Genomic DNA, 19,534 nt, shown 5'->3' on the forward strand with positions numbered 1-19,534 from the left:
CCAGACTAGCTGAGGACCCTGTATGGAACAGGCTTTCGCTCATATCATCACGAGCATAGGAGAAAATCTTGGCCGGGAGGGCCTGCGTGACACGCCCAAGCGCGCAGCCAAAGCGATGAGTTATCTGACTCGCGGTTACCAGCAAGATCTGCAGGAAATCGTCAACAATGCGCTATTTCCGTCTGAAAACAGTGAAATGGTGATTGTACGCAATATCGAGCTGTACTCACTGTGTGAGCATCATATGCTGCCTTTCATTGGTAAAGCACATGTCGCGTATATCCCTAAAGGCAAAGTGCTAGGTCTGTCAAAAGTGGCACGGATTGTCGATATGTTCGCTCGACGCCTGCAAATTCAGGAAAACCTCACCAAAGAGATTGCTGAAGCGGTCTTTCAGGTCACCGAGGCCGCAGGCGTTGGCGTCGTTATCGAGGCTCAGCATATGTGCATGATGATGCGCGGTGTTGAGAAGCAGAATGCCAGCATGACAACATCCATGATGCTGGGGAACTTCCGCACCGATGAACGTACCCGCAACGAATTCCTGTCGCTGATTCGCTGATTCGCTCAACATTACAAAACTAGGGAGTTCTCGCTGAACTCCCCTGACCTCACACTGTTGTTTAGCTCTATTTTTCGTCTTTAGGATAAGCCCAGAGCGCCACTCCATCGTCAGTAGCATTTGAGAATGGCCCCAATGGCCATACTTCAATCTCGACATCCTCGACACCCTGATCCCTGAGCAAACGTTTCACTTGCTCCCCTCGATTGCGAGCACGTTCCAGCAAGTCAGCCGGATCCTCTGCCCCTTTGATTCGACTGACCAGCCAAACAGACTTCCACTGCCCCTGTAAAACAGGATCGATCCAGTGATCAGGCAGGAAAGGTGTCACCAACTGATCATCAGACGAAAACTCTACCGGAACCTGCAATTTCAACGGCCCTTCGGCAGATCCGTTTCGGCCCGTTTGCACAATATCAAGGTGGAGATAGGCGCGTCGATTTGCACGTAACACCGAGTACGCAGCGACATAGATATCGCCATCCTCTACAGCAAAGCGTGCTAGCAGATAGTCCTGCTCTCTATCCATACCGTAGAGCACGGGATCATTGAACACATCGCTGGACCAATAGCTGCTATCACCGCAGGCGCGCGACTGACATTGAAAAAGAATTTCGGGATCGTGCGACGCGAGTTGCTCTTTGATCGACTCGAAAGCTTCTCGTGGTGCAACATTAGCAGGCAATTGGTACGTCAGACGCCACAATCTGCCTTTGCTGCGAATTTCACTCTCGGCCTGAATCTGACCATTGGATTTAACCATCGGACCGGTGGGTAACAGATGATAGTCAACGGTGTTTCGTCGATAAGTCACTATCCAGGAACCTGGGTAACGACTGAAAAGAGGGTTATCCTGACTGCCTGGTACATCATCTTCAGCAAAGGCAGAAATCTGCAAAACTGTATTAAGCACGACAAAGATGCCAACCCACCGCGCTAATAGTGATATTCTTCCCGCTAACGCTGTCACACTCAGCCCCCACATACTAGACTATTGATACTATTGTGAACTGGCCGCATCATACTTGTTGCCGCAGCACCGCTGCCACTTTCCAAAAGCGCTGGCACGACAAAGATTTAGCGTTGCTCAACAAGCATATAGAGCCAGAACTTATCGAATGCAACAACCCATCTAGATGGGACTGAACGAGCAGGATTTTCTATGGCTGGCGTACTAGACTCCGTAAACCAGCGCACCCAGCTGGTGGGCAAGAACCGTCTTGAGTTACTTACCTTCAGACTGAATGGTCCGCAGATCTACGGTATAAACGTTTTTAAAGTACGGGAAATTCTACAAACCCCCAAATTAACCGAAATTCCTGAAAGCCATCCGGTGATCAGAGGTACTGCGTATATTCGCGGGCGTACCATTCCGGTTATTGACCTAGCATTAGCAATGGGTAGTTCAGTACCCACTGACATTGAAGGCAGTTTTATCGTCATCAGTGAATACAACATGACCGTTCAGGGATTTCTGGTACGGGCAGTTGAACGCATTATCAATATGAACTGGGAAGACATTCTTCCACCCCCGAGTGGTTTGGGAAATCGTCACTATCTGACCTCAATTACACGCTTTGAGAATCGTCTGATTGAAATACTTGATGTTGAGAAAATTCTGTCCGAAGTAGCACCACGCAATGACGACGTCAGTGAAGAAATAGTTACAAAGGTCAAGGATCAACGCCCCGAACACTTCCGCGTTCTGATCGTCGACGATTCGTCCGTAGCCCGTAAGCAGATTAAACGTGCAGTAGAGGCCGTTGGTGCAGAAACCGTGTTACTCAATGACGGTGCGGAAGCTTACAGACACCTCCTGGAACTCAATGAGCAAGGCATAAACGTAGCCGAACACTATTACGTGCTAATTTCTGACGTGGAAATGCCAGAAATGGACGGCTACACCCTGACAGCAAAGATACGCTCAAACAGTGATTTGAAAGACCTGTATGTGATGCTCCATACTTCGCTGAGCGGCGTCTTCAATCAATCCATGGTCGACAAAGTAGGTGCTGATGACTTTTTGGCGAAATTCCAGCCTGATGTGTTAGCTGAACGCGTGCTGTTTCACAAACGCTAACGTGTGAAGTGGAAACGCGCCTAATATAGGCGCGTTTCCACTCTTACGTATCAGTCAACTAGCTATTTGCCTTCTCGTAGACTCTGCCAAAACCAACCTGCCACCTTGCCTGTGCCATCCTCCAGATGAAGATGGTGCCCTCCAGGTAATTGGGCCACCTGCAAATGAGGGATGACAGCCTGGCGTTGAGCCATGACTGGCCACAGCTTGATGTTCCCCTGATCAGCCAGCAACAAATGAACTGGCATCGAAAGACTAGCCAATACCGAGATCACTTCTTCCTCAGTCATCCGCTTAGTACTTTCACGCAACCGTGGGTCATGACTCCATTTGAGTCCCACATCCGTCACTGAAACGCCTCGCTCAATCAGGCGCTCTGCAGCCTGCCGGCTCAGCGGCCAAAGCCCATTCATGCGCGCCAGAGTAGCATGCTCATAGTCCTTGAAGTAACGTACCGGCCGCTTTGCTTCAGCACCCTCGGACTTACGCAGCACTTTCAATGCCGGCGGACTCCAAGCAGTCGACAGAGGCCCTAACGACTCAATCAGCAATAGTTTCTTGATGCGATCACTCGCAGCACCCGCGACAAGTGTAGATATTGCTGCCCCCAAGGAGTGACCAAACAGCGTGAAAGAGCACCATTGCAGCTCATCAGCCACGGCCAATACATCATCAACATATTGCCCAACCGGATAGTGCTGACTTTCATCCCGCCATGCAGAGCGGCCATGACCTGGCAAATCAATAGCAATCAGATGAATCTGCAGCTTAGCCCGGGGACACATCACATCCAACGCATCCAGCAACTGGGAAAAACTGGCAGCATTATCTAACCAGCCATGAATTGCCAGCACCGGCTCAGCGCCTGGAGTCCCCCATTCCAGCGCAGCAATTCGCTGCCCCAGAAAACTAACTTCCCTCATTCTTTACTCTCGGCTCAGTTAACGCACTGCTATCCAACGACCTTCAGCCATGGCACATCCGTACTCAACCACATCCATGTTGACTACCCGCACCTCACTGGTCCCCAATAGCTCGCTCTCCGCCCCCAACAGCCATCCAAGCAGTTCGCCTACAAGGGGCATGTGTGCTACCAGCATCACAACCTGCTGCTCTGCGAGTACATCCCGCAACCAATCCAATGTCGAATGAACAGGAGCATCAGGAACTAATAGACTACTGGTGATGATCGGCAGTTTGCACATTTCTGAACAACGCTGAGCTGTCTGCTGCGCACGTACAAATGGACTCGCGCAAAGAAGCGACGGGCTATGACGTGCGAGCAACGCGGTCAGCACCTGCGTATTGTCTTTCTGACCACGCAAGGTCAATTGCCGCTCGGCATCAGAATTTGCCCATTGCTCCGCCTCACCGTGGCGCATGACAATCAATTTCATATTTTTCCTGACACTCTTCAGCTAGCAAAATGGACATCAAGCTCGGGTTGACGTTATAGCGGCTTCTATTTACTGCTCGGCCATGCACTGAAGGGGAAAGGCTTTTCTTCAGAATGGTAAGTCAAGAATGCAAGTGCCTGACAAATAAACTCTCTAAGCGAATATCCCCACTCCAACAGAGCACGACTGGACTCACCAATAATCAAGCGGACAAGCCACTGTAAGACAATAACAAAGAAGGTTGCCAGGACTGCCAACTTCAATAGCAAAACAAAGAAAATCATGTACACAGTGCGGACCACATTCTCTTCTGAGAACAGCCGACCCAAAAATGAAGATTTCATCTAGTTCCCTCTTGGTAGTACAAACTCAACGTCAGAGCTTTGCTCACCTCCCATTAACGCCTGTACAACCTGTTGTACCGGCCGCTGATTGAACACTACTTCGTACAACCCATCGACCAAAGGCATATACACACCCAGCTCTGTCGCCCAGTGTTTTACAATCTGGAGGGTTCCAACCCCTTCCGCTACCTCTCCCAACTCTTCAACAATCTGGCCTAACGATCCACCTTTCCCCAGGGCGTGTCCGACCCGATAGTTACGACTGAGGGGCGACATGCAGGTAACAGCGAGATCACCGACACCAGCCAAGCCTATAAAGGTTAGTGGATTAGCTCCAAGACATACGGCGAATCGACTCATTTCCGCCAGACTGCGAGTCATTAACATACTACGCGTGTTCTCTCCCATTCCAAGGGCGGCCGCCATGCCTGTCGCTATCGCATAAATATTCTTTAGTGCCCCGCCTAGCTCCACCCCATACATATCGTTGTTGGCATAAATGCGGAAATAATCTCTTCGCAATACACGTTGAACAGCGGCGCGGACCTGAGGATTGTTGCTGGCAATCACCGTTGCAGTTAATTGACGCCTGGCAACTTCCTTGGCTAGGTTGGGTCCGCTCAAGACTCCAATAGGGTGATCTGGCAGCTCTTCGCACATGATCTGACTCATTAATTTAAAGCTGTCCGATTCAATGCCCTTGGTGGTACTGACAATCTGAGCTTCAGGCTGAATACAAGGCTTTATCTGCCGCAATACTTGTCTAAATGCCTTACTCGGCACTGCCATAAATATCAGATGACTATCTGCAACGGCATAACCTATATCACTGCATGCCTCCACATTTGCTAACAATGGATAATCTGGCATGTAGCGATTATTTACACGGCTCTTTTCAACCTCTTCAGCCTGCTGGGCATCCCGCATCCATAACCGGACCTGATGACCATTCTCGGCTGCAATATTCGCGATGATGGTGCCAAAACTTCCTCCACCCAGAACGGTTATGGCCTGATGATGAGACATAGTTCTCCTCGATATTCCGATATTGAACGCCAATCTGGCAGAGATTGCGCGAATGGTATCACTACTGTTCGCTGAAAATATAAGGCCGCATGCAATTACAGAGCGTCAATGAGGTCTCTAAGACACAACTGTTAAAAAGTCGTGCTATTATTGCACCGCTAATTTACTGAACTCACCCTGCGACCACGCCTTGATTGCTGGTTGGCAGTCGCCCCAAACAATTTAGGCAATCGCAAACATACAGGCAACCGACTCATGTCATCGCCCGCAACATCGAAAGCTTCCGACTGTTTTCGCCTGAAAGGCAGCATGTTTACGCTCAGCATGATTGAGCTAATACATTATTCGGCCATAGAGTTCAGCAACCAGCTATCCAGAACCGTCAACCAGGCTCCTCGCTTCTTTCAGCAAATGCCAGTGGTTATTTCTCTGGAACATCTCGCAGACGACAGCACTCCTGACTTCAAGGAAATCATCGAAATCTGCCGTTCACTAAAGGTGAATCCTGTAGGCATTCGAGGAGGCAGTGATGCCATGGTGGAAAATGCGTTCACTGCGGGTCTGCCCAGCATGGGCTCTGTCACGCCGTCTCCATCACCACAGCGAGCACAGACCTCCAGCCCACAGCCAGCCGCTGTGGAGCCCAGCCTGGTGCCAGCCCGTATCATTGACCGACCAGTGCGTTCGGGCCAGCAAATATATGCTCGGAATACCAGCTTGATAGTTCTTGCTCCCGTCAGTGCAGGCGCTGAATTGTTGGCAGATGGTGATATTCATGTATACGCGCCTTTACGCGGACGTGCTCTGGCAGGTATAAACGGCAATACTCAGGCAAGAATTTTTTGCAATGCACTGGAGGCAGAGCTGCTGTCAATCGCAGGCCAATATAAATTGAGCGAAGATTTACAGCATTCCGAGCTTTGGAAACAAAGTGTACAAGCCATGCTAGAGGATGAAAGCAAACTTCAGCTGAGTCCACTTTCGCTCAGCTAACTTCGCGCTGGCCGTTCACCCAAGTGCTTACATGTCATTCATAGAATTGGCCGTTTTTATTTTACGCAGTAATCAGATTTTTGCTTTTTAAGGAAAACACGACCGTGGCTAAAATTATCGTTGTCACCTCCGGTAAAGGTGGAGTAGGCAAGACCACCTCTAGCGCGGCCATTGGCACAGGCTTAGCCCTGCGTGGCCACAAGACAGTCGTAATCGACTTTGACGTTGGTCTAAGAAATCTCGACCTTATAATGAATTGCGAGCGTCGCGTTGTTTATGACTTTATTAACGTAGTCAACAATGAGGCAACTCTCAATCAGGCCCTGATCAAGGACAAGCGAGTTGAAACGCTGTACATCCTGCCCGCATCACAGACACGCGACAAAGACGCTCTGACCCGTGAAGGTGTAGAAAAGGTACTAATTGAACTCGCCGAGACATTTGAATACATCGTATGTGACTCCCCAGCGGGCATTGAGAAAGGCGCCTTAATGGCCCTGTACTTCGCAGACGAAGCCGTCGTGGTTACCAATCCTGAAGTCTCCTCCGTCAGAGACTCAGACCGGATTATTGGAATTCTCCACAGCAAGTCACGTCGTGCAGAAACAGGTCAGGAGCCGATCAAAGAGCACCTGTTGCTGACCCGCTATGACCCGGAGCGTGTAGAATTGGGAGAAATGCTCGGCGTCAAAGACGTGCAGGACATTCTTGCCATTCCGCTGCTTGGTGTAATCCCCGAGTCAGAGGCGGTACTCAAGTGCTCCAACCAAGGTATTCCCGTCATTCTGGAATCTCAGAGCGACGCTGGTCAGGCTTATGAAGACGCCGTGTCCCGACTGCTCGGCGATGAGCGCCCGATGCGTTTCCTGACCGCTCCGAAAAAAGGATTCTTTAAACGTATGTTCGGAGGTTAAAGTGGCCAGTTTTTTCGATTATTTCCGAAGCCGTAAGCCCAACTCCGCCTCCGTCGCGAAAGAACGTTTGCAAATTATCGTTGCGCATGAACGTTCACAGCGACAGCAGCCGGATTACTTACCTGCGCTGCAAAAGGAACTGCTGGAAGTTATCAAGAAATATGTGCAGGTTGCACAGGACGACATATCGATTCAGATCGACAATACCGACAACTGTTCGGTATTGGAACTCAACATCACGTTGCCAGAAAAATAAGCACGCTTTAACAAGAACCTATCAATATAAAAGTGCGAGCCGACTAATTGTCGGCTCGAATCTCTTCTCACGATGTAATGTTCTGCATTTTACGCTCAGGATGAGCAACTAATCTCAAGCGATTTCCCCCACTGTGGAGGTCTCTTTGCATACTTCAGAAACTCTGGCTGCTCATCAAACGGTTTTTGCATGATCAGGAAAAGACGCTCAACTTCACTGATATCTCCTAGCTCCGCCTTTTCGATAGCTTCCTGTAGCAAATAATTACGTATTACGTAGTGGGGATTAACAGCATTCATCAACTGTTGGCGCTGATCCCAGTCTTGGCCTTTCAGACGGTGCTGATACTGCTCAAGCCAAGTATCAAACTCAGGTAATTGCATAAACTCACTACGCAACTTTTCCGGCCGCCGACCTGGCCTTACCTCACCCAACCAACGAAATGCCAAGGTATAGTCCATTTTATTGGTCGCTAATAACTGCAACCAAGCCTTAAGCATCTCATGATCGCTTTCAGTGAACTCAGGTAACCCTAAGCGCCTTCTCATCAGCTCAGAAAATTCCCGCACCAGAATTGGCTCAAAACTTTCCAATCCCTTTCGCAAGCCTTCCATTTCAATTATTGGAGTCAACGCTTGCGCCAAACATTGCAAGTTCCAATAAGCAATTGATGGTTGTCGGTAGAACGCGTAGCGCCCTTGTGAATCAGAGTGATTGCAGACGAAGCGTGGATCGTAATCGTCCAGGAATGCGAATGGCCCAAAGTCGAAGGTATCACCCAGAATAGAAAAATTATCGGTATTCATCACGCCATGGCAAAACCCGTAGGCCTGCCAATAGGCGATCATCTTCGCAGTACGCTCAACAATCTCTGCAAACATGGCTTCGTAAGGCAGTGAGAGCGATGTGAAATGGCTGAAATACGTCTCAAGGCAGAACTCAGCCAACTGCTTTAGCAACTCATGCTGCTGACTGTAATAGAAGTACTCAAAATGACCGAATCGAACATGAGTTTTAGCAATGCGAATCAGCATCGCTCCACGCTCTTCCGTCTCTCGATAAACCGGTTCATCACTCCCCAGCAAACCCAACGCCCTTGTCGTTGGTACACCTAATGCCGCAAGCGACTCCGAACACAAATATTCGCGAATGCTCGAACGCAATACAGCGCGCCCGTCACCCATGCGAGAATAAGGCGTCGGGCCAGCCCCCTTCAGATGCACATCCCAGACTTCACCTTTGGTGTTTTGTACTTCACCTAAAAGGAGACCTCGACCATCACCCAGCCTAGGAGTATACCCACCAAACTGATGGCCGCTGTACACCATAGCAAGAGGGTTGGTGCCAACCCACGATGAACTACCACCAATGAGGTCAGCAATGTCACGGCGCTTGAACTGTTCGACATCCAGATCTAACAAGGCCGCAGCGGCAGGACTACCAGTCAACCACCGCAACCCTGCTAAAGGAGCAACCGCTTGCCGGGAATAGAACTCCTGCGGCAAGCGGCTGTATCGATTTATAAACTCAAGCGTTTCCAGTGTTTTCACTGGCAACTCCTAAGAGGTCTTCTGGGGGATGTTCACAAGGTAACTTATGCCCAATCAGCTCTTCCAGGGAGTGCAACAGGAAGGCATCGTCTTCGCCAATCAAACTGATTGACGTTCCCGTTTTACCTGCACGCCCGGTACGGCCGATGCGATGCACATAGTCTTCAAGATCTTCTGGAAGATTGTAATTGATCACGTGACTGATATCGTCAACGTGAATACCGCGTCCAGCGACATCTGTAGCGACCAATACATCAATTGATCCAGAACGGAAGGCCTCCAACGTACTCACACGCTTACGCTGAGTAACCTCACCAGAAAGCATTGCGACCTTGACGCCATCCTTGCGCAAACGCTCGTACAGACGTCGTGTCTGATCTCTGCGATTAGCAAACACCATCACCCGTTTCAGCTCACGAACCACAACCAGATTGCGAATGATTCGGTATTTATCGCTTTCGGCCACCATGTAGGCCACTTGCTCGACACTGTCAGTGGTCAATCGCTCTGATTCGATTGCGACATGCACCGGATCCTGTGTCCATTGTTCAGCCAATGCCAAAATGTCACCCGAATAGGTGGCGCTGAACAGTAACGTCTGCCGATCCCCCGTACGGGGAGTCTGACGAATAATACGACGTACATCAGGAATAAAGCCCATGCTCAGCATGCGATCGGCTTCATCCAGAACGAGCACTTCAACATCTCGCAGATTGACATTACCGCGGCCAATAAAATCGATCAGTCGACCTGGCGTAGCAACCAGAATATCGATTCTCTCACCGATCAACTGCTCACGCTGCTTCTCGAAATCCATACCGCCAAGAATGCTGACAACATTCAAATCAGTAAATCGCGACAGTGCTACAGCGTCTTTGGCAATCTGCATTACCAGCTCACGCGTAGGTGCCAGTATCAGCGCACGCGGAGTTCCATTTGGCAACGCGACATCTAACGGGAAGTCAATCAGGTCGGTAATAATGCTGACAAGAAAAGCAGCGGTCTTGCCTGTACCCGTTTGGGCTTTACCAGTTATATCCCGTCCCTGAAGGCTAAAAGGCAATGTTTTAGCCTGTATGGGGCTGCAATACTCATACCCCAGCTCAGCCACTGCATGCAGCACATCATCTGGCAGATTCAGATCATGAAATCGCACCTTACCTTCTGCTGGATAAACCTCAAACTCGGCGGGGCTCCAAGAGTTACGAGATTCAATATCTCGCGAACTGCGTCGTGTTCCATTCTTGGCCCGACGGGGGGTATTGCCAGCTTTCTCTTGCTGATCATCTGACGCAGAGAAGGTCTCTATCTCAGAGTCGCTCTCGTCACCATCACGCTGGTCAAGACGCTCTGAAGCGGGTTTACGTCGTCCATCCGTACGTCGACGAGACTTGTTATTACGACCACGAGAACTAGAACGACCAGACGCCTTTCGCTCGCCACGATCACGTTCGCCTTCAGACTGGGTCACAGCCCCACTGTCGAGCTTTTCAGCCTCACGCACGTTGTTTTCTTGCATCAAATCCTCTCTGGTAGGCACTAATTCATTAATCTATTCGACGACGAAATGGGGGCAGTGAATCCAGCAATGCCTTTCCGTATCTTTTGGAGACAACCCGGCGATCAAGCAATGTAATGCGGCCAGTATCTTGCTCCGAGCGCAAGAGCCTTCCCGCAGCCTGCACAAGTCGAATACTGGCATCAGGCATACTGATCTCCATAAAGGGGTTGCCACCCCGTTTTTCAATCCATTCTGCTAGGCCAGCCTCAACAGGGCTATCAGGCACCGCAAACGGAATTTTGGCAATGATAACATGAGTCAGGTATTTTCCTGGCAGATCAATACCTTCTGCGAAAGAAGCTAACCCGAATAAAATACTACCCCGCCCCTCATCCAGGTTTTCGCGATGCAACCTCAAGACTTCCTGTTTGCTGTAAGTACCTTGGGCGAGGATTAGATCAGCCCAAGGCTTGCCGATTTTTTCTAGCACCTCTTCCATTTGCCTGCGAGAGCTGAATAGCACTAGCGACCCTTCATGCAGGTTAAGGTTTTGCCTCAGCCACTCGACCAGCTCGGCGGTATGCTCCTGCGCTCGCGTAGGCTCATTACGCAAGAGAGGAACCCACAGCTCAGCAGCATCACCATGATTAAATGGGCTCTGCACGCGCTCATAGGCTGCATCACTTGGCAAGCCGGCACGCATCATAATGCGATCAAACCTGTTTAATGCTGTTAATGTTGCTGAGCATATTACAGCGCCAAAACATCTATTCCACAGCACCTGACGTAAACGCTCTGCCGCCAGTATCGGACTGGAGCATAGATTAGTATCCAATATATCCTGATAGTCGAGCTTCTCTGCCCACCGAGCCAATGGCACAGCGCCTTCTGCATCATGCTCACTGTAACTCGTGCACAGCGCCCGAGCCTCCTGAATACGCGCAAGCATCTGCCCAATGATAGGGAACCAGGCCTCAGCTTCCTTGGCTGATATATCAGGATATTCCCCCCCCATCGCCTGCTGAATGCCGCGACTCAATTTATCAACGAGACTTTGCAGTGCGCCCCAACCTTGCCGTAACTGATCACATAAGCCGCGCAGCTCTTCAGGCACACGCCCTTCAGCAAAACGGTATACGTTTGAGCTGTACTCGCTGTCATCACCCCACGTGACGGTGCTGCCAATCAATTCATTAAGGTATAGCAAACCCTGCTCAAGGGTTCTCACTTCGGAAGGAATCTGCTCTACAGCCTTCACCATATCGCCTGTCAGTCTTAACTGAGCTGCCATCGATGCCATATTTTTGTTCAGCTGCTTCAACCATCGATCGGTTGAGCGTACGGCCATCGCAAAAGTAAAGTGCCCAAGCGCCTTATCAGGCAAATGATGGCCTTCATCAAATACATAAATGGTCTTAGCTGGAGCAGGTAAAATGACCCCCCCTCCCAAGGAGAGATCTGCCAGCACCAAGTCATGATTTGCGACGATACAATCTGCGTCCTCAAGCTCCTGTCGAGCACGATAAAATGGACACTGACTAAAAAACTGGCAACGATGGCGAGTGCATTGCTGATGATCAGTCGTGAGCTTACTCCAACTACTGTCTGGCAACGGGTTGGGTAAATTATCTTTGTCACCGTTCCACTGGCCAGAAGACCAGATTTGCATCAGATTTTGCCAGTCCTCACCCTCTGCATCTTTGTTGCTCAGGGCATCCTGTTCAAACAGTGCCAACGTCGGATCGCTTGTCGCTCCTGTCAGACGCTCCAGCTTACTTGGACAGAGGTAGCGTCCCCTGCCTTTCGCCAGAGCATAGGAAAACTGCATACCGCCATTAGCCTTCAAGTCCGGCAGATCTTTTTGTGTTATTTGCTCCTGCAGAGCAACTGTTGCAGTAGATACAACAACCTGCTTTTTCCACACTTTTGCCAGCGGCAGGGTAGCAAGCAAGTAGGCGACTGTCTTCCCTGTTCCAGTGCCCGCCTCTATGACGCAAAGGTGCCGACCACCAATGCGGTTATGCTCAGAATCTTGCTCGATCTCTCCAAAAGTACGCGCAATAGTTCCAATCATCTGCCTCTGACCAAGCCTGGGTCGAAGAGATTTTGCCCCTAGATAAGCTCGATAGGCTTGCTGGATAGCCTCTTTATGGCTTTCTTCTAACATGCAACATCTTCCGCAATTCTGACTGGCTCATTCCACCAGCATTGTATAGGTAATCCCTATGTATGTCCGTTGCCACCAGCGCTACTACAAGCCGACAGAGCTGGTCAGATTTTCATCTTTTGGATTTACAACATGAGATGACTGTATATAATCACAGATACTGTATAAACAGACAGATAAAATCACAATGATTAAGCTAACACATCGCCAATCAGAAGTTCTTGAGTGCATTCGCCGGTATATTGAAAACACTGGCTTTCCTCCAACGCGCGCCGACCTGGCACGAGAGCTTGGCTTTCGCTCTCCTAACGCGGCAGAAGAGCACCTGAAAGCCCTGGCTCGAAAAGGCGCTATCGAAATTATTGCTGGAGCCTCACGCGGCATTCGCATTCCAGGTGATTCAGGCTCTGCCAATGATGAGTCCACACCCGAGGAAGAGACTGGTTTACCTATCGTCGGTCGCGTTGCAGCAGGCAGCCCTATTCTGGCTCAGGAACATATATCTGACCGTTGCCAGGTCCCACCTGATTTCTTTTCCCCCAAAGCAGATTACTTATTACGTGTTCAAGGTATGAGCATGCGAGATGCTGGAATTCTTGATGGTGATCTACTCGCAGTACATCGCACTCAGGAAGTCCGCAATGGGCAGATCGTTGTAGCTCGAATTGGTGATGATGTGACCGTAAAGCGTTTTGAGCGCAATGGACACTCGGTACAACTCATTGCTGAAAATCCAGATTTTTCTCCCATAGAGTTAGACCTCACCGCTGAAGAACTGGTGATTGAAGGTTTAGGCGTAGGCGTCATTCGCAGAGGAAGTTAAACCATGCTGTCATCCCTTACTCGTGCCACTTCAATATTGCAGCTAGACCATATTGCCAACATCAGGACGTTACCACCCACCACAGAATACACTGGCAATCATAACCAGGCAGGTATCACTGAGGTCGTGGTAAATCAGCAAAGAGATGGCAAAGAACTATGGCTACTACCGATGCTGGCACAGCTTAATGTGGATGACCGCTGGTTTACCTGGGTTGCCCCCCCGAACAATCTGGAAAAGGATTGGCTGCTCACAGTCGGCATAGACCTCAACAAATGTATTCTGTTGAAACCATGTCGCGGCCATGACGTCTACAATCTTAGTCGTCGAGCATTGCGCCAAGGAAACTGCCACCTTGTCGTCAACTGGCCGGAAAAGGAAATTTCATCAGCGGAATATGAAGGTCTGGAGCAAGCAGCTTTTGATGGTGACAGCCATTGCATCTTGATTCGCACTCGTTAAATCAGCTGAGCATCTGTATAGACGTGTGCATGACATTTAATGCCAGCTGAAGACGGTGACCCGAACATATAGATTCGTTCTGGGCAATTTATGTCGCATAACCTAATGAGCAGCGTGCAAAGTAAGACTCATCAGTAACTTAGTCGTTAGCTTGATGATTTATGAGAATAAATAAGTGACGTCTTTAGCTCGGCAGTGGGTTTAGCCAGCATAGGGCATTATCTAATTCTGTACAGTTCTTCAGCAAGCGAGTTCCCCAAGCCCGTCAGAAGCGTAGCCGCTTAAACCTTAATGCAATACGCGAGACGCTTCCGAATCAACGTCTGCTGCCTGTCTTTCCGCTAATTTCTCAGTCAATGCTTGCACGCCTGATGACAACATCCCTCTGGCCATTTCCAGGTATTGCTCACCCAGAAAATCTCGCATCTCACTCACTACTTGAAGTTTGATTAGAGGCACAACCTCATCTTCATCATGAAGCTGCAGCAACATTTCCCCATTTTCCAGCTCAACAATTTCCAATACTTTTGTATTCTCCAGCAAGCTGGCTAACTTCTCACTCACTTATCCAAAACTCCAACATGAAGCCCACCCATTCATTGAGCCTATATAAACGGTGAGACTGAATCTCGGGAAAAATCTCTGTAGACCGCAATTATCAGTTAACCATGAGGACTACAATTTAAAAGCTACGGACAAATACCACTAACCTTACCACTCAGCGAGCTGCTCACGCCCCTGTTCAACCAGCGCCTTCAATGCCTGCAACCAAGTTGCTAACTGCTCGTATCTGTACCCATCCTCAGCATGATTGGCTGACAGCTGGACTATGTGAATTTCGGAACTGGTAGAAGGCTGATCTGTAACGGCCTTCTCAATCACACGCCAGCAACCTTGATACTCAGTAATGAGCATACTTAACCAGCTATCTGGCTCACCCAGTAACTGCTGAATATAAGCGTACTCTGGCCCCTCATAGCCTCGCTGCTCAAGTAAATCATGCAAATCCAAAGCAGATCTCACTTGCTCCGCTGGGAGCTTGTAGCCCTGAGCAATCTCCCTCAGAAAGGCATGGTAAGCACCGTAGAGATGAAACAAAACGGACTCATGAAAAGACTCGATTAAAGCGTGCTTATCCCAACTCGTAGAATTACCAGCCTGGACAAGAGCATCCAGATGCAGACGTGCAAAATATAATTTCTTATTGGTTCTGCTGGCATAGAGCGGGCTCATGATCACGACCTCAACTTATGACGTTAGATGGTAATACAGAGAAGGTAGCGCTACAGACTTGCCATGACGAATATAGCAAAACCCTACCACAGATATTATAGGCAGGTAGCCCTATGCATTGAGGGTAGACCCAGCCTCAACCAAGTCGCCCCATCAATGAGCTTCAGAACTCAAATAGGCATGAACTGAAACCGACATGTTTCCACGCCGCTAGTTCAACTAGCCAACTACCCAATGACCATCCTTATAGTGCGCCTTCCACCCAGTGGCCTTCCCTTCGACTTCTGTCATGACATATTGCTCTTTGGCTTTGCGACTAAAGCGAACCATTGCAGGATTACCATTAGGGTCTTTTACAGGTGCCTCTAACAGGAAATGATATTTAGGATCGATTTCATCCTTGTGCGGTAGCAACTCATGGATGAATGGAGCACGAGTTTCTCTATTTTTGGGGAACTGACTGGCCGCCAGGAATAATCCGGTCGCGCCATCACGCAGTACGTAGTGATCATCTACCTTTTGACAGCGAATCTCAGGCATTGAGACAGGATCCATCTTGGGTGGCGCGGCTTCACCACTTTTCAGAAGCTTACGAGTGTTACCACAACTCTCGCTGGTACACCCAAAATACTTGCCGAATCGACCCGTTTTTAGCTGCATATCAGCGCCACACTTATCACACTCGATCAGTGGGCCATCGTATCCTTTGAGCTTGAATTGACCTTTTTCAACATCAAATCCAATGCAGTCCGGGTTATTACCACACACATGGAGCTTGCGATCAGCATCTATGAGGTAACTCTCCATCGCCGTACCGCATAAATGACAACGCTTTTTATTACGCAGCAGGCGAGATTCCTCTTCGTCATCCCCCTCTAAACTGACCACTTCGTCACCAGGAACCAAATTGATAGTTCCCTTGCAGCGCTCTTTTGGCGGCAGGTTATAGCCTGAGCACCCCAGAAAGACACCTGTAGTACCTGTCCGAATCATCATCGGGCGACCGCATTTAGGGCAGGGAATATCCGTTTCAGTGGGAGCATTAGCACGCATACCGCCATCATCATCGTTGGCCGCATCCAATTTGGCTGAGAACTCGCGATAGAACACATTCAATAGCGTACGCCAGTCTTCCCGTCCGGTAGCCACATCGTCCAGACGCTCTTCCATCTTGGCCGTGAAGCTGTAATCAAGTAAGTCGGGAAAGTTCTCTACCAGACGATCAGTGACAATATCCCCGATCTTTTCCGCATAGAAGCGACGATTCTGTACCTCTACATAACCCCGTTCCTGAATGGTGGAAATAATAGAGGCATAAGTGGATGGGCGACCAATCCCTCGTTTCTCCAGCTCCTTGACCAGGCTTGCTTCAGTAAATCGAGGCGCGGGCTTGGTGAAATGCTGGCTAGGCAACAGCTCCTGCAACGTCATGACCGATCCAGTCTGCAAGTCCGGCAGAATGACATCTTCTTCTTTTTTGCCTGCGGCAGGCAGAACACGGGTGTAGCCGTCAAATTTCAGAATCCGGCCCTTAGCTTTTAGCTCAAACTCGCCCGCCACTACCGTCAGTGTCGAACTGAGGTACTTCGCTGGCACCATCTGACAAGCTACGAACTGACGCCAAATCAGGTCATACAAGCGCTCTGCATCACGATCCATACCAGCAAGCTGAGTTGCCTTGAGATTCACGTCGGAAGGACGTATGGCTTCGTGAGCCTCCTGAGCACCTTCCTTACTTGAGTAGACATTCGCTGTTTCTGGCAAATATTCGCTACCAATCTGGCTGAGAATATAGTCGCGACATCCTGCTACAGCCTCTGCTGACAGGTTCGTAGAATCTGTACGCATGTAGGTTATGTAACCAGCTTCATACAAACGCTGAGCCAGCATCATGGTCTTTTTCACCCCAAAGCCGAGACGCGTACTAGCTGCCTGTTGGAGAGTAGAAGTTATAAATGGCGCTCCCGGCTTGGACTGGGTTGGTTTGTCCTCACGCTCTGCAAGATTGAACTGTGAAGCTTCAAGGGATGCCAGAATCTTATCGACCTGACTACGACTGACGGGGCGGAATGCCTCCCCAGACTGCCTGACAACCTGAAAACGCACCTGATCTTTGTTCTGTTTTAGATCTGCAGCGATTTCCCAGTACTCTTCAGGGATGAAGGCACGAATTTCGCGTTCACGCTCGACAACAAGACGCACAGCTACGGACTGCACACGGCCCGCAGATAACCCTCGTGCAATCTTGGCCCACAGCAATGGAGAAACCATGTAGCCCACAACGCGATCAAGGAAACGCCGCGCTTGCTGAGCATTCACTCGACTCATATCCAAGATGCCAGGGTTGGTAAAAGCCTGGCGAATGGCATTTTTGGTAATTTCGTTGAAGACTACGCGACGATAGCGGTCAGGATTGCCGCCAATGGACTCCATCAGGTGCCAGGCAATAGCCTCCCCTTCGCGATCCAAGTCCGTTGCCAGATAAATAGCTTCAGCGTCTTTGGCAAGGCGTTTGAGCTCGTCTACTACCTTCTCTTTGCCCGGCAACACTTCATAATGTGCGTCCCAGTTATTGTCAGGGTCGACCCCCATCCGAGCTACTAACTGCTCATGTGCTTTTTTGGCTTTGTAGATAGTTTTCTCAGCCGCAGACATCTTTCTGGTCTTCGCAGCCTCTTGAGCACGTTGCTTGGGGTCTACGGTCTTGCCACTACCACTGGTAGGCAAATCACGAATGTGCCCCACGCTGGACTTAACCACATACTCCGGCCCAAGGTACTTGTTGATGGTCTTGGCTTTGGCAGGTGACTCGACAATTACTAATACTTTACCCATAACCCCTTAAAAACCCCTTTCAGGTGGGTGACAGCCACAACCCATAACCAGGCAATACGACGCAAGCGCATTGCGGATCAAGCCTAATTCATACGACGTCTTGCGCGGCACTTATAACGACCTCAAAAACGCCTTGTCAAGTTTTATCTTATTTAAGGACAGTATCAGTACAGCACGTAACCAGCTTTGCCGGTATCAAATGATAACTGCAGTTTTTACTGCTGCTACCTTCACTCCAGCGGCAATGATTGCGTAACCGCCTCTGTAATACTTACTTGCTGATCTTTGTTACCACGCGACGCGCGGTTCGCACTGATACTGGAAACACTTCAGCATAAGTCGTGAAGCAAAAGCAAAATTAAGTACAATCCTATCTCAGATTATTTACCTGGATCGATGTTCTATGTGGCTTACCGTTGTTATTGCTGTACTACTACTGGTGCTTATCACCTCTCTGTTTGTCAGCCACCTGGCCTATAAGCGTGAACAAGCAATGTTGGCAATTGAGCAGCGATTTGGAGCATTACGCAGCAGAACTGAATTTCTACAGGAAATTCAAAGTGCCGTTCAGCACCTGATCATGCCCCCTTTGATCTGGAATTATCTCATCGACTTCCATATCAGCCTGCTGACACAGATGAAAGAAGTAAAACCCGATGAAGCATACCTGAATGATCTTATCGAGGAACAAGAAGCTCTGCGCAGTCAGCAGGGCGTCTATCAAGTACCCGCCACTGATCGATCCATCGTGCGGGCACAAAAATATATTAAATATGTAATGCGCACACTTCGCCAGATGAGAGGAGAGAACATGCTGAGCGCCCATCAGCTGGATGAGAGCATTCATCAACTGTCCTACGTGCATAACGTCATTGAAATTGACGCTCACACGCAACAGGGCATCAAGGCACTGGAGCAACGTCATTATCAAGAGGGCGTAACTCACCTCAAGCATGCAAAGGCGATGATTGCTCGCACAGTGATGAGTGACGAAGAACGTCAGGAACGCACACAGAAGGTTGACCAATATCTGGCCAACCCTTATAACCACACCGTTTCTTGAACCCCATCAACGTACAGCAGGCATTGCTATTGAGTGGATGGCTGTGAGATAGCACACTTACTGACCACTCTCTTCACTGTCCCTCAAGCCCGAGCTCGCCTTCTGCAAGGAAAAACGAGGAACGATTTCGCCAAGCACATCGACACTGTCACAGAAACTGCTTAACGGCCTTACCCATAAGCCACGTTCTCCGTATAACGCCCTGTAGAGCACCATCCACTCCTCAGTCTCCGTGTGCCGCACCACCTCCAACACCTGATACCGCCCGCCTTTGAAGTGCAGGTAGAATCCTGGCTGGACAACAGGTTGCTGTTCATCACTCACTGCT

Annotated in this window: 20 protein-coding genes; 8 read left to right on the forward strand and 12 right to left on the reverse strand. The window is 49.5% G+C overall.

Features of this window, described 5'->3' with window-relative positions; all coding sequences use genetic code 11:
- Window positions 1–22: 22 nt before the first annotated feature.
- Entirely contained in the window at window positions 23–562 is a 540-nt protein-coding gene (gene folE, locus WH50_RS07315; protein WP_104154828.1) for a GTP cyclohydrolase I FolE, read from the forward strand.
- A gap of 67 nt (window positions 563–629) precedes the next feature.
- Here folE and WH50_RS07320 read toward each other — a convergent pair whose 3' ends face one another.
- Complete coding sequence (locus WH50_RS07320) at window positions 630–1,532, reverse strand: DUF4892 domain-containing protein (protein ID WP_165838343.1); 903 nt, start codon at window positions 1,530–1,532, stop codon at window positions 630–632.
- A 192-nt stretch (window positions 1,533–1,724) separates the two neighbouring features.
- Between WH50_RS07320 and WH50_RS07325 the strand changes: the two genes are divergently transcribed.
- Window positions 1,725–2,642: a chemotaxis protein CheV gene (locus WH50_RS07325; protein WP_110186724.1), complete on the forward strand. Its 918-nt coding sequence runs from the start codon at window positions 1,725–1,727 to the stop codon at window positions 2,640–2,642.
- 62 nt (window positions 2,643–2,704) lie between these two features.
- Here WH50_RS07325 and WH50_RS07330 read toward each other — a convergent pair whose 3' ends face one another.
- From WH50_RS07330 to WH50_RS07345, 4 genes are all read right to left on the reverse strand, one after another.
- A complete protein-coding gene (locus WH50_RS07330) occupies window positions 2,705–3,496 on the reverse strand; it encodes an alpha/beta fold hydrolase (RefSeq protein ID WP_165838344.1) in 792 nt (263 codons plus the stop codon).
- Between the two features lie 87 nt (window positions 3,497–3,583).
- The gene (locus WH50_RS07335; protein WP_110186726.1) at window positions 3,584–4,039 is read right to left on the reverse strand and encodes a SixA phosphatase family protein; all 456 of its coding nucleotides are present in this window, start codon (window positions 4,037–4,039) and stop codon (window positions 3,584–3,586) included.
- Window positions 4,040–4,104: 65 nt separating this feature from the next.
- Entirely contained in the window at window positions 4,105–4,383 is a 279-nt protein-coding gene (locus WH50_RS07340; protein ID WP_110186727.1) for a DUF4389 domain-containing protein, read from the reverse strand.
- Entirely contained in the window at window positions 4,384–5,409 is a 1,026-nt protein-coding gene (locus WH50_RS07345; protein ID WP_110186728.1) for an NAD(P)H-dependent glycerol-3-phosphate dehydrogenase, read from the reverse strand.
- 255 nt (window positions 5,410–5,664) lie between these two features.
- Here WH50_RS07345 and minC point away from each other — a divergent pair, with 255 nt between their 5' ends.
- The 3 genes from minC to minE all read left to right on the forward strand — a co-directional run bounded on the left by minC (window position 5,665) and on the right by minE (window position 7,572).
- The gene (minC, locus tag WH50_RS07350) at window positions 5,665–6,402 is read left to right on the forward strand and encodes a septum site-determining protein MinC (protein ID WP_110186729.1); all 738 of its coding nucleotides are present in this window, start codon (window positions 5,665–5,667) and stop codon (window positions 6,400–6,402) included.
- Between the two features lie 104 nt (window positions 6,403–6,506).
- Window positions 6,507–7,316 carry a septum site-determining protein MinD gene (minD, locus tag WH50_RS07355; RefSeq protein WP_110186730.1) on the forward strand — a complete coding sequence of 270 codons (810 nt, stop codon included), beginning with the start codon at window positions 6,507–6,509 and terminating at the stop codon, window positions 7,314–7,316.
- A gap of 1 nt (window position 7,317) precedes the next feature.
- The gene (gene minE / locus WH50_RS07360) at window positions 7,318–7,572 is read left to right on the forward strand and encodes a cell division topological specificity factor MinE (RefSeq protein WP_104154837.1); all 255 of its coding nucleotides are present in this window, start codon (window positions 7,318–7,320) and stop codon (window positions 7,570–7,572) included.
- A 95-nt stretch (window positions 7,573–7,667) separates the two neighbouring features.
- Here minE and WH50_RS07365 read toward each other — a convergent pair whose 3' ends face one another.
- The 3 genes from WH50_RS07365 to dinG are packed head-to-tail and all read right to left on the reverse strand — an operon-like array spanning window position 7,668 to window position 12,790.
- The gene (locus WH50_RS07365; protein ID WP_110186731.1) at window positions 7,668–9,122 is read right to left on the reverse strand and encodes a protein adenylyltransferase SelO; all 1,455 of its coding nucleotides are present in this window, start codon (window positions 9,120–9,122) and stop codon (window positions 7,668–7,670) included.
- Window positions 9,100–10,641 carry an ATP-dependent RNA helicase RhlB gene (rhlB, locus tag WH50_RS07370; RefSeq protein WP_110186732.1) on the reverse strand — a complete coding sequence of 514 codons (1,542 nt, stop codon included), beginning with the start codon at window positions 10,639–10,641 and terminating at the stop codon, window positions 9,100–9,102. Before rhlB ends, WH50_RS07365 begins: the two co-directional genes overlap by 23 nt.
- A 28-nt stretch (window positions 10,642–10,669) precedes the next feature.
- A complete protein-coding gene (gene dinG, locus WH50_RS07375; RefSeq protein ID WP_110186733.1) occupies window positions 10,670–12,790 on the reverse strand; it encodes an ATP-dependent DNA helicase DinG in 2,121 nt (706 codons plus the stop codon).
- A 187-nt stretch (window positions 12,791–12,977) separates the two neighbouring features.
- On the opposite strand from dinG, the gene lexA reads away from it, so the two are divergent.
- Together lexA and WH50_RS07385 are read left to right on the forward strand one after the other, a co-directional pair.
- Window positions 12,978–13,613, forward strand: a complete 636-nt coding sequence (lexA, locus tag WH50_RS07380; RefSeq protein ID WP_110186734.1) for a transcriptional repressor LexA — start codon at window positions 12,978–12,980, stop codon at window positions 13,611–13,613.
- A 3-nt stretch (window positions 13,614–13,616) separates the two neighbouring features.
- The gene (locus WH50_RS07385) at window positions 13,617–14,075 is read left to right on the forward strand and encodes a cell division inhibitor SulA (RefSeq protein WP_110186735.1); all 459 of its coding nucleotides are present in this window, start codon (window positions 13,617–13,619) and stop codon (window positions 14,073–14,075) included.
- A 288-nt stretch (window positions 14,076–14,363) separates the two neighbouring features.
- On the opposite strand, the gene WH50_RS07390 is transcribed toward WH50_RS07385, so the two are convergent.
- The 3 genes from WH50_RS07390 to topA form a co-directional block, all read right to left on the reverse strand.
- Window positions 14,364–14,639 carry a hypothetical protein gene (locus WH50_RS07390; RefSeq protein ID WP_110186736.1) on the reverse strand — a complete coding sequence of 92 codons (276 nt, stop codon included), beginning with the start codon at window positions 14,637–14,639 and terminating at the stop codon, window positions 14,364–14,366.
- A 147-nt stretch (window positions 14,640–14,786) separates the two neighbouring features.
- Complete coding sequence (locus WH50_RS07395) at window positions 14,787–15,308, reverse strand: DUF6586 family protein (protein ID WP_110186737.1); 522 nt, start codon at window positions 15,306–15,308, stop codon at window positions 14,787–14,789.
- A gap of 219 nt (window positions 15,309–15,527) precedes the next feature.
- Entirely contained in the window at window positions 15,528–18,143 is a 2,616-nt protein-coding gene (gene topA, locus WH50_RS07400) for a type I DNA topoisomerase (RefSeq protein WP_110186738.1), read from the reverse strand.
- 403 nt (window positions 18,144–18,546) lie between these two features.
- Between topA and WH50_RS07405 the strand changes: the two genes are divergently transcribed.
- Window positions 18,547–19,206: a hypothetical protein gene (locus WH50_RS07405; protein WP_110186739.1), complete on the forward strand. Its 660-nt coding sequence runs from the start codon at window positions 18,547–18,549 to the stop codon at window positions 19,204–19,206.
- 57 nt (window positions 19,207–19,263) lie between these two features.
- On the opposite strand, the gene WH50_RS07410 is transcribed toward WH50_RS07405, so the two are convergent.
- Complete coding sequence (locus WH50_RS07410; RefSeq protein ID WP_110186740.1) at window positions 19,264–19,530, reverse strand: DUF1653 domain-containing protein; 267 nt, start codon at window positions 19,528–19,530, stop codon at window positions 19,264–19,266.
- Between the last annotated feature and the right edge of the window lie 4 nt (window positions 19,531–19,534).

Origin of the sequence: Pokkaliibacter plantistimulans (assembly GCF_003194385.1) — a bacterium.
GTDB classification, from domain to species: Bacteria; Pseudomonadota; Gammaproteobacteria; order Pseudomonadales; family Balneatricaceae; genus Pokkaliibacter; species Pokkaliibacter plantistimulans.

What these genes read in the sequence shown, in the direction of transcription:
- rhlB (WP_110186732.1), bottom strand. Translation starts at nt 10,641, where the DNA reads ATGCAAGAAAACAACGTGCGTGAGGCTGAAAAGCTCGACAGTGGGGCT.
- WH50_RS07345 (WP_110186728.1), bottom strand. Translation starts at nt 5,409, where the DNA reads ATGTCTCATCATCAGGCCATAACCGTTCTGGGTGGAGGAAGTTTTGGC.
- WH50_RS07405 (WP_110186739.1), top strand. Translation starts at nt 18,547, where the DNA reads ATGTGGCTTACCGTTGTTATTGCTGTACTACTACTGGTGCTTATCACC.
- WH50_RS07395 (WP_110186737.1), bottom strand. Translation starts at nt 15,308, where the DNA reads ATGAGCCCGCTCTATGCCAGCAGAACCAATAAGAAATTATATTTTGCA.
- WH50_RS07385 (WP_110186735.1), top strand. Translation starts at nt 13,617, where the DNA reads ATGCTGTCATCCCTTACTCGTGCCACTTCAATATTGCAGCTAGACCAT.
- folE (WP_104154828.1), top strand. Translation starts at nt 23, where the DNA reads ATGGAACAGGCTTTCGCTCATATCATCACGAGCATAGGAGAAAATCTT.
- minC (WP_110186729.1), top strand. Translation starts at nt 5,665, where the DNA reads ATGTCATCGCCCGCAACATCGAAAGCTTCCGACTGTTTTCGCCTGAAA.
- topA (WP_110186738.1), bottom strand. Translation starts at nt 18,143, where the DNA reads ATGGGTAAAGTATTAGTAATTGTCGAGTCACCTGCCAAAGCCAAGACC.
- lexA (WP_110186734.1), top strand. Translation starts at nt 12,978, where the DNA reads ATGATTAAGCTAACACATCGCCAATCAGAAGTTCTTGAGTGCATTCGC.
- WH50_RS07325 (WP_110186724.1), top strand. Translation starts at nt 1,725, where the DNA reads ATGGCTGGCGTACTAGACTCCGTAAACCAGCGCACCCAGCTGGTGGGC.
- WH50_RS07340 (WP_110186727.1), bottom strand. Translation starts at nt 4,383, where the DNA reads ATGAAATCTTCATTTTTGGGTCGGCTGTTCTCAGAAGAGAATGTGGTC.
- dinG (WP_110186733.1), bottom strand. Translation starts at nt 12,790, where the DNA reads ATGTTAGAAGAAAGCCATAAAGAGGCTATCCAGCAAGCCTATCGAGCT.
- WH50_RS07335 (WP_110186726.1), bottom strand. Translation starts at nt 4,039, where the DNA reads ATGAAATTGATTGTCATGCGCCACGGTGAGGCGGAGCAATGGGCAAAT.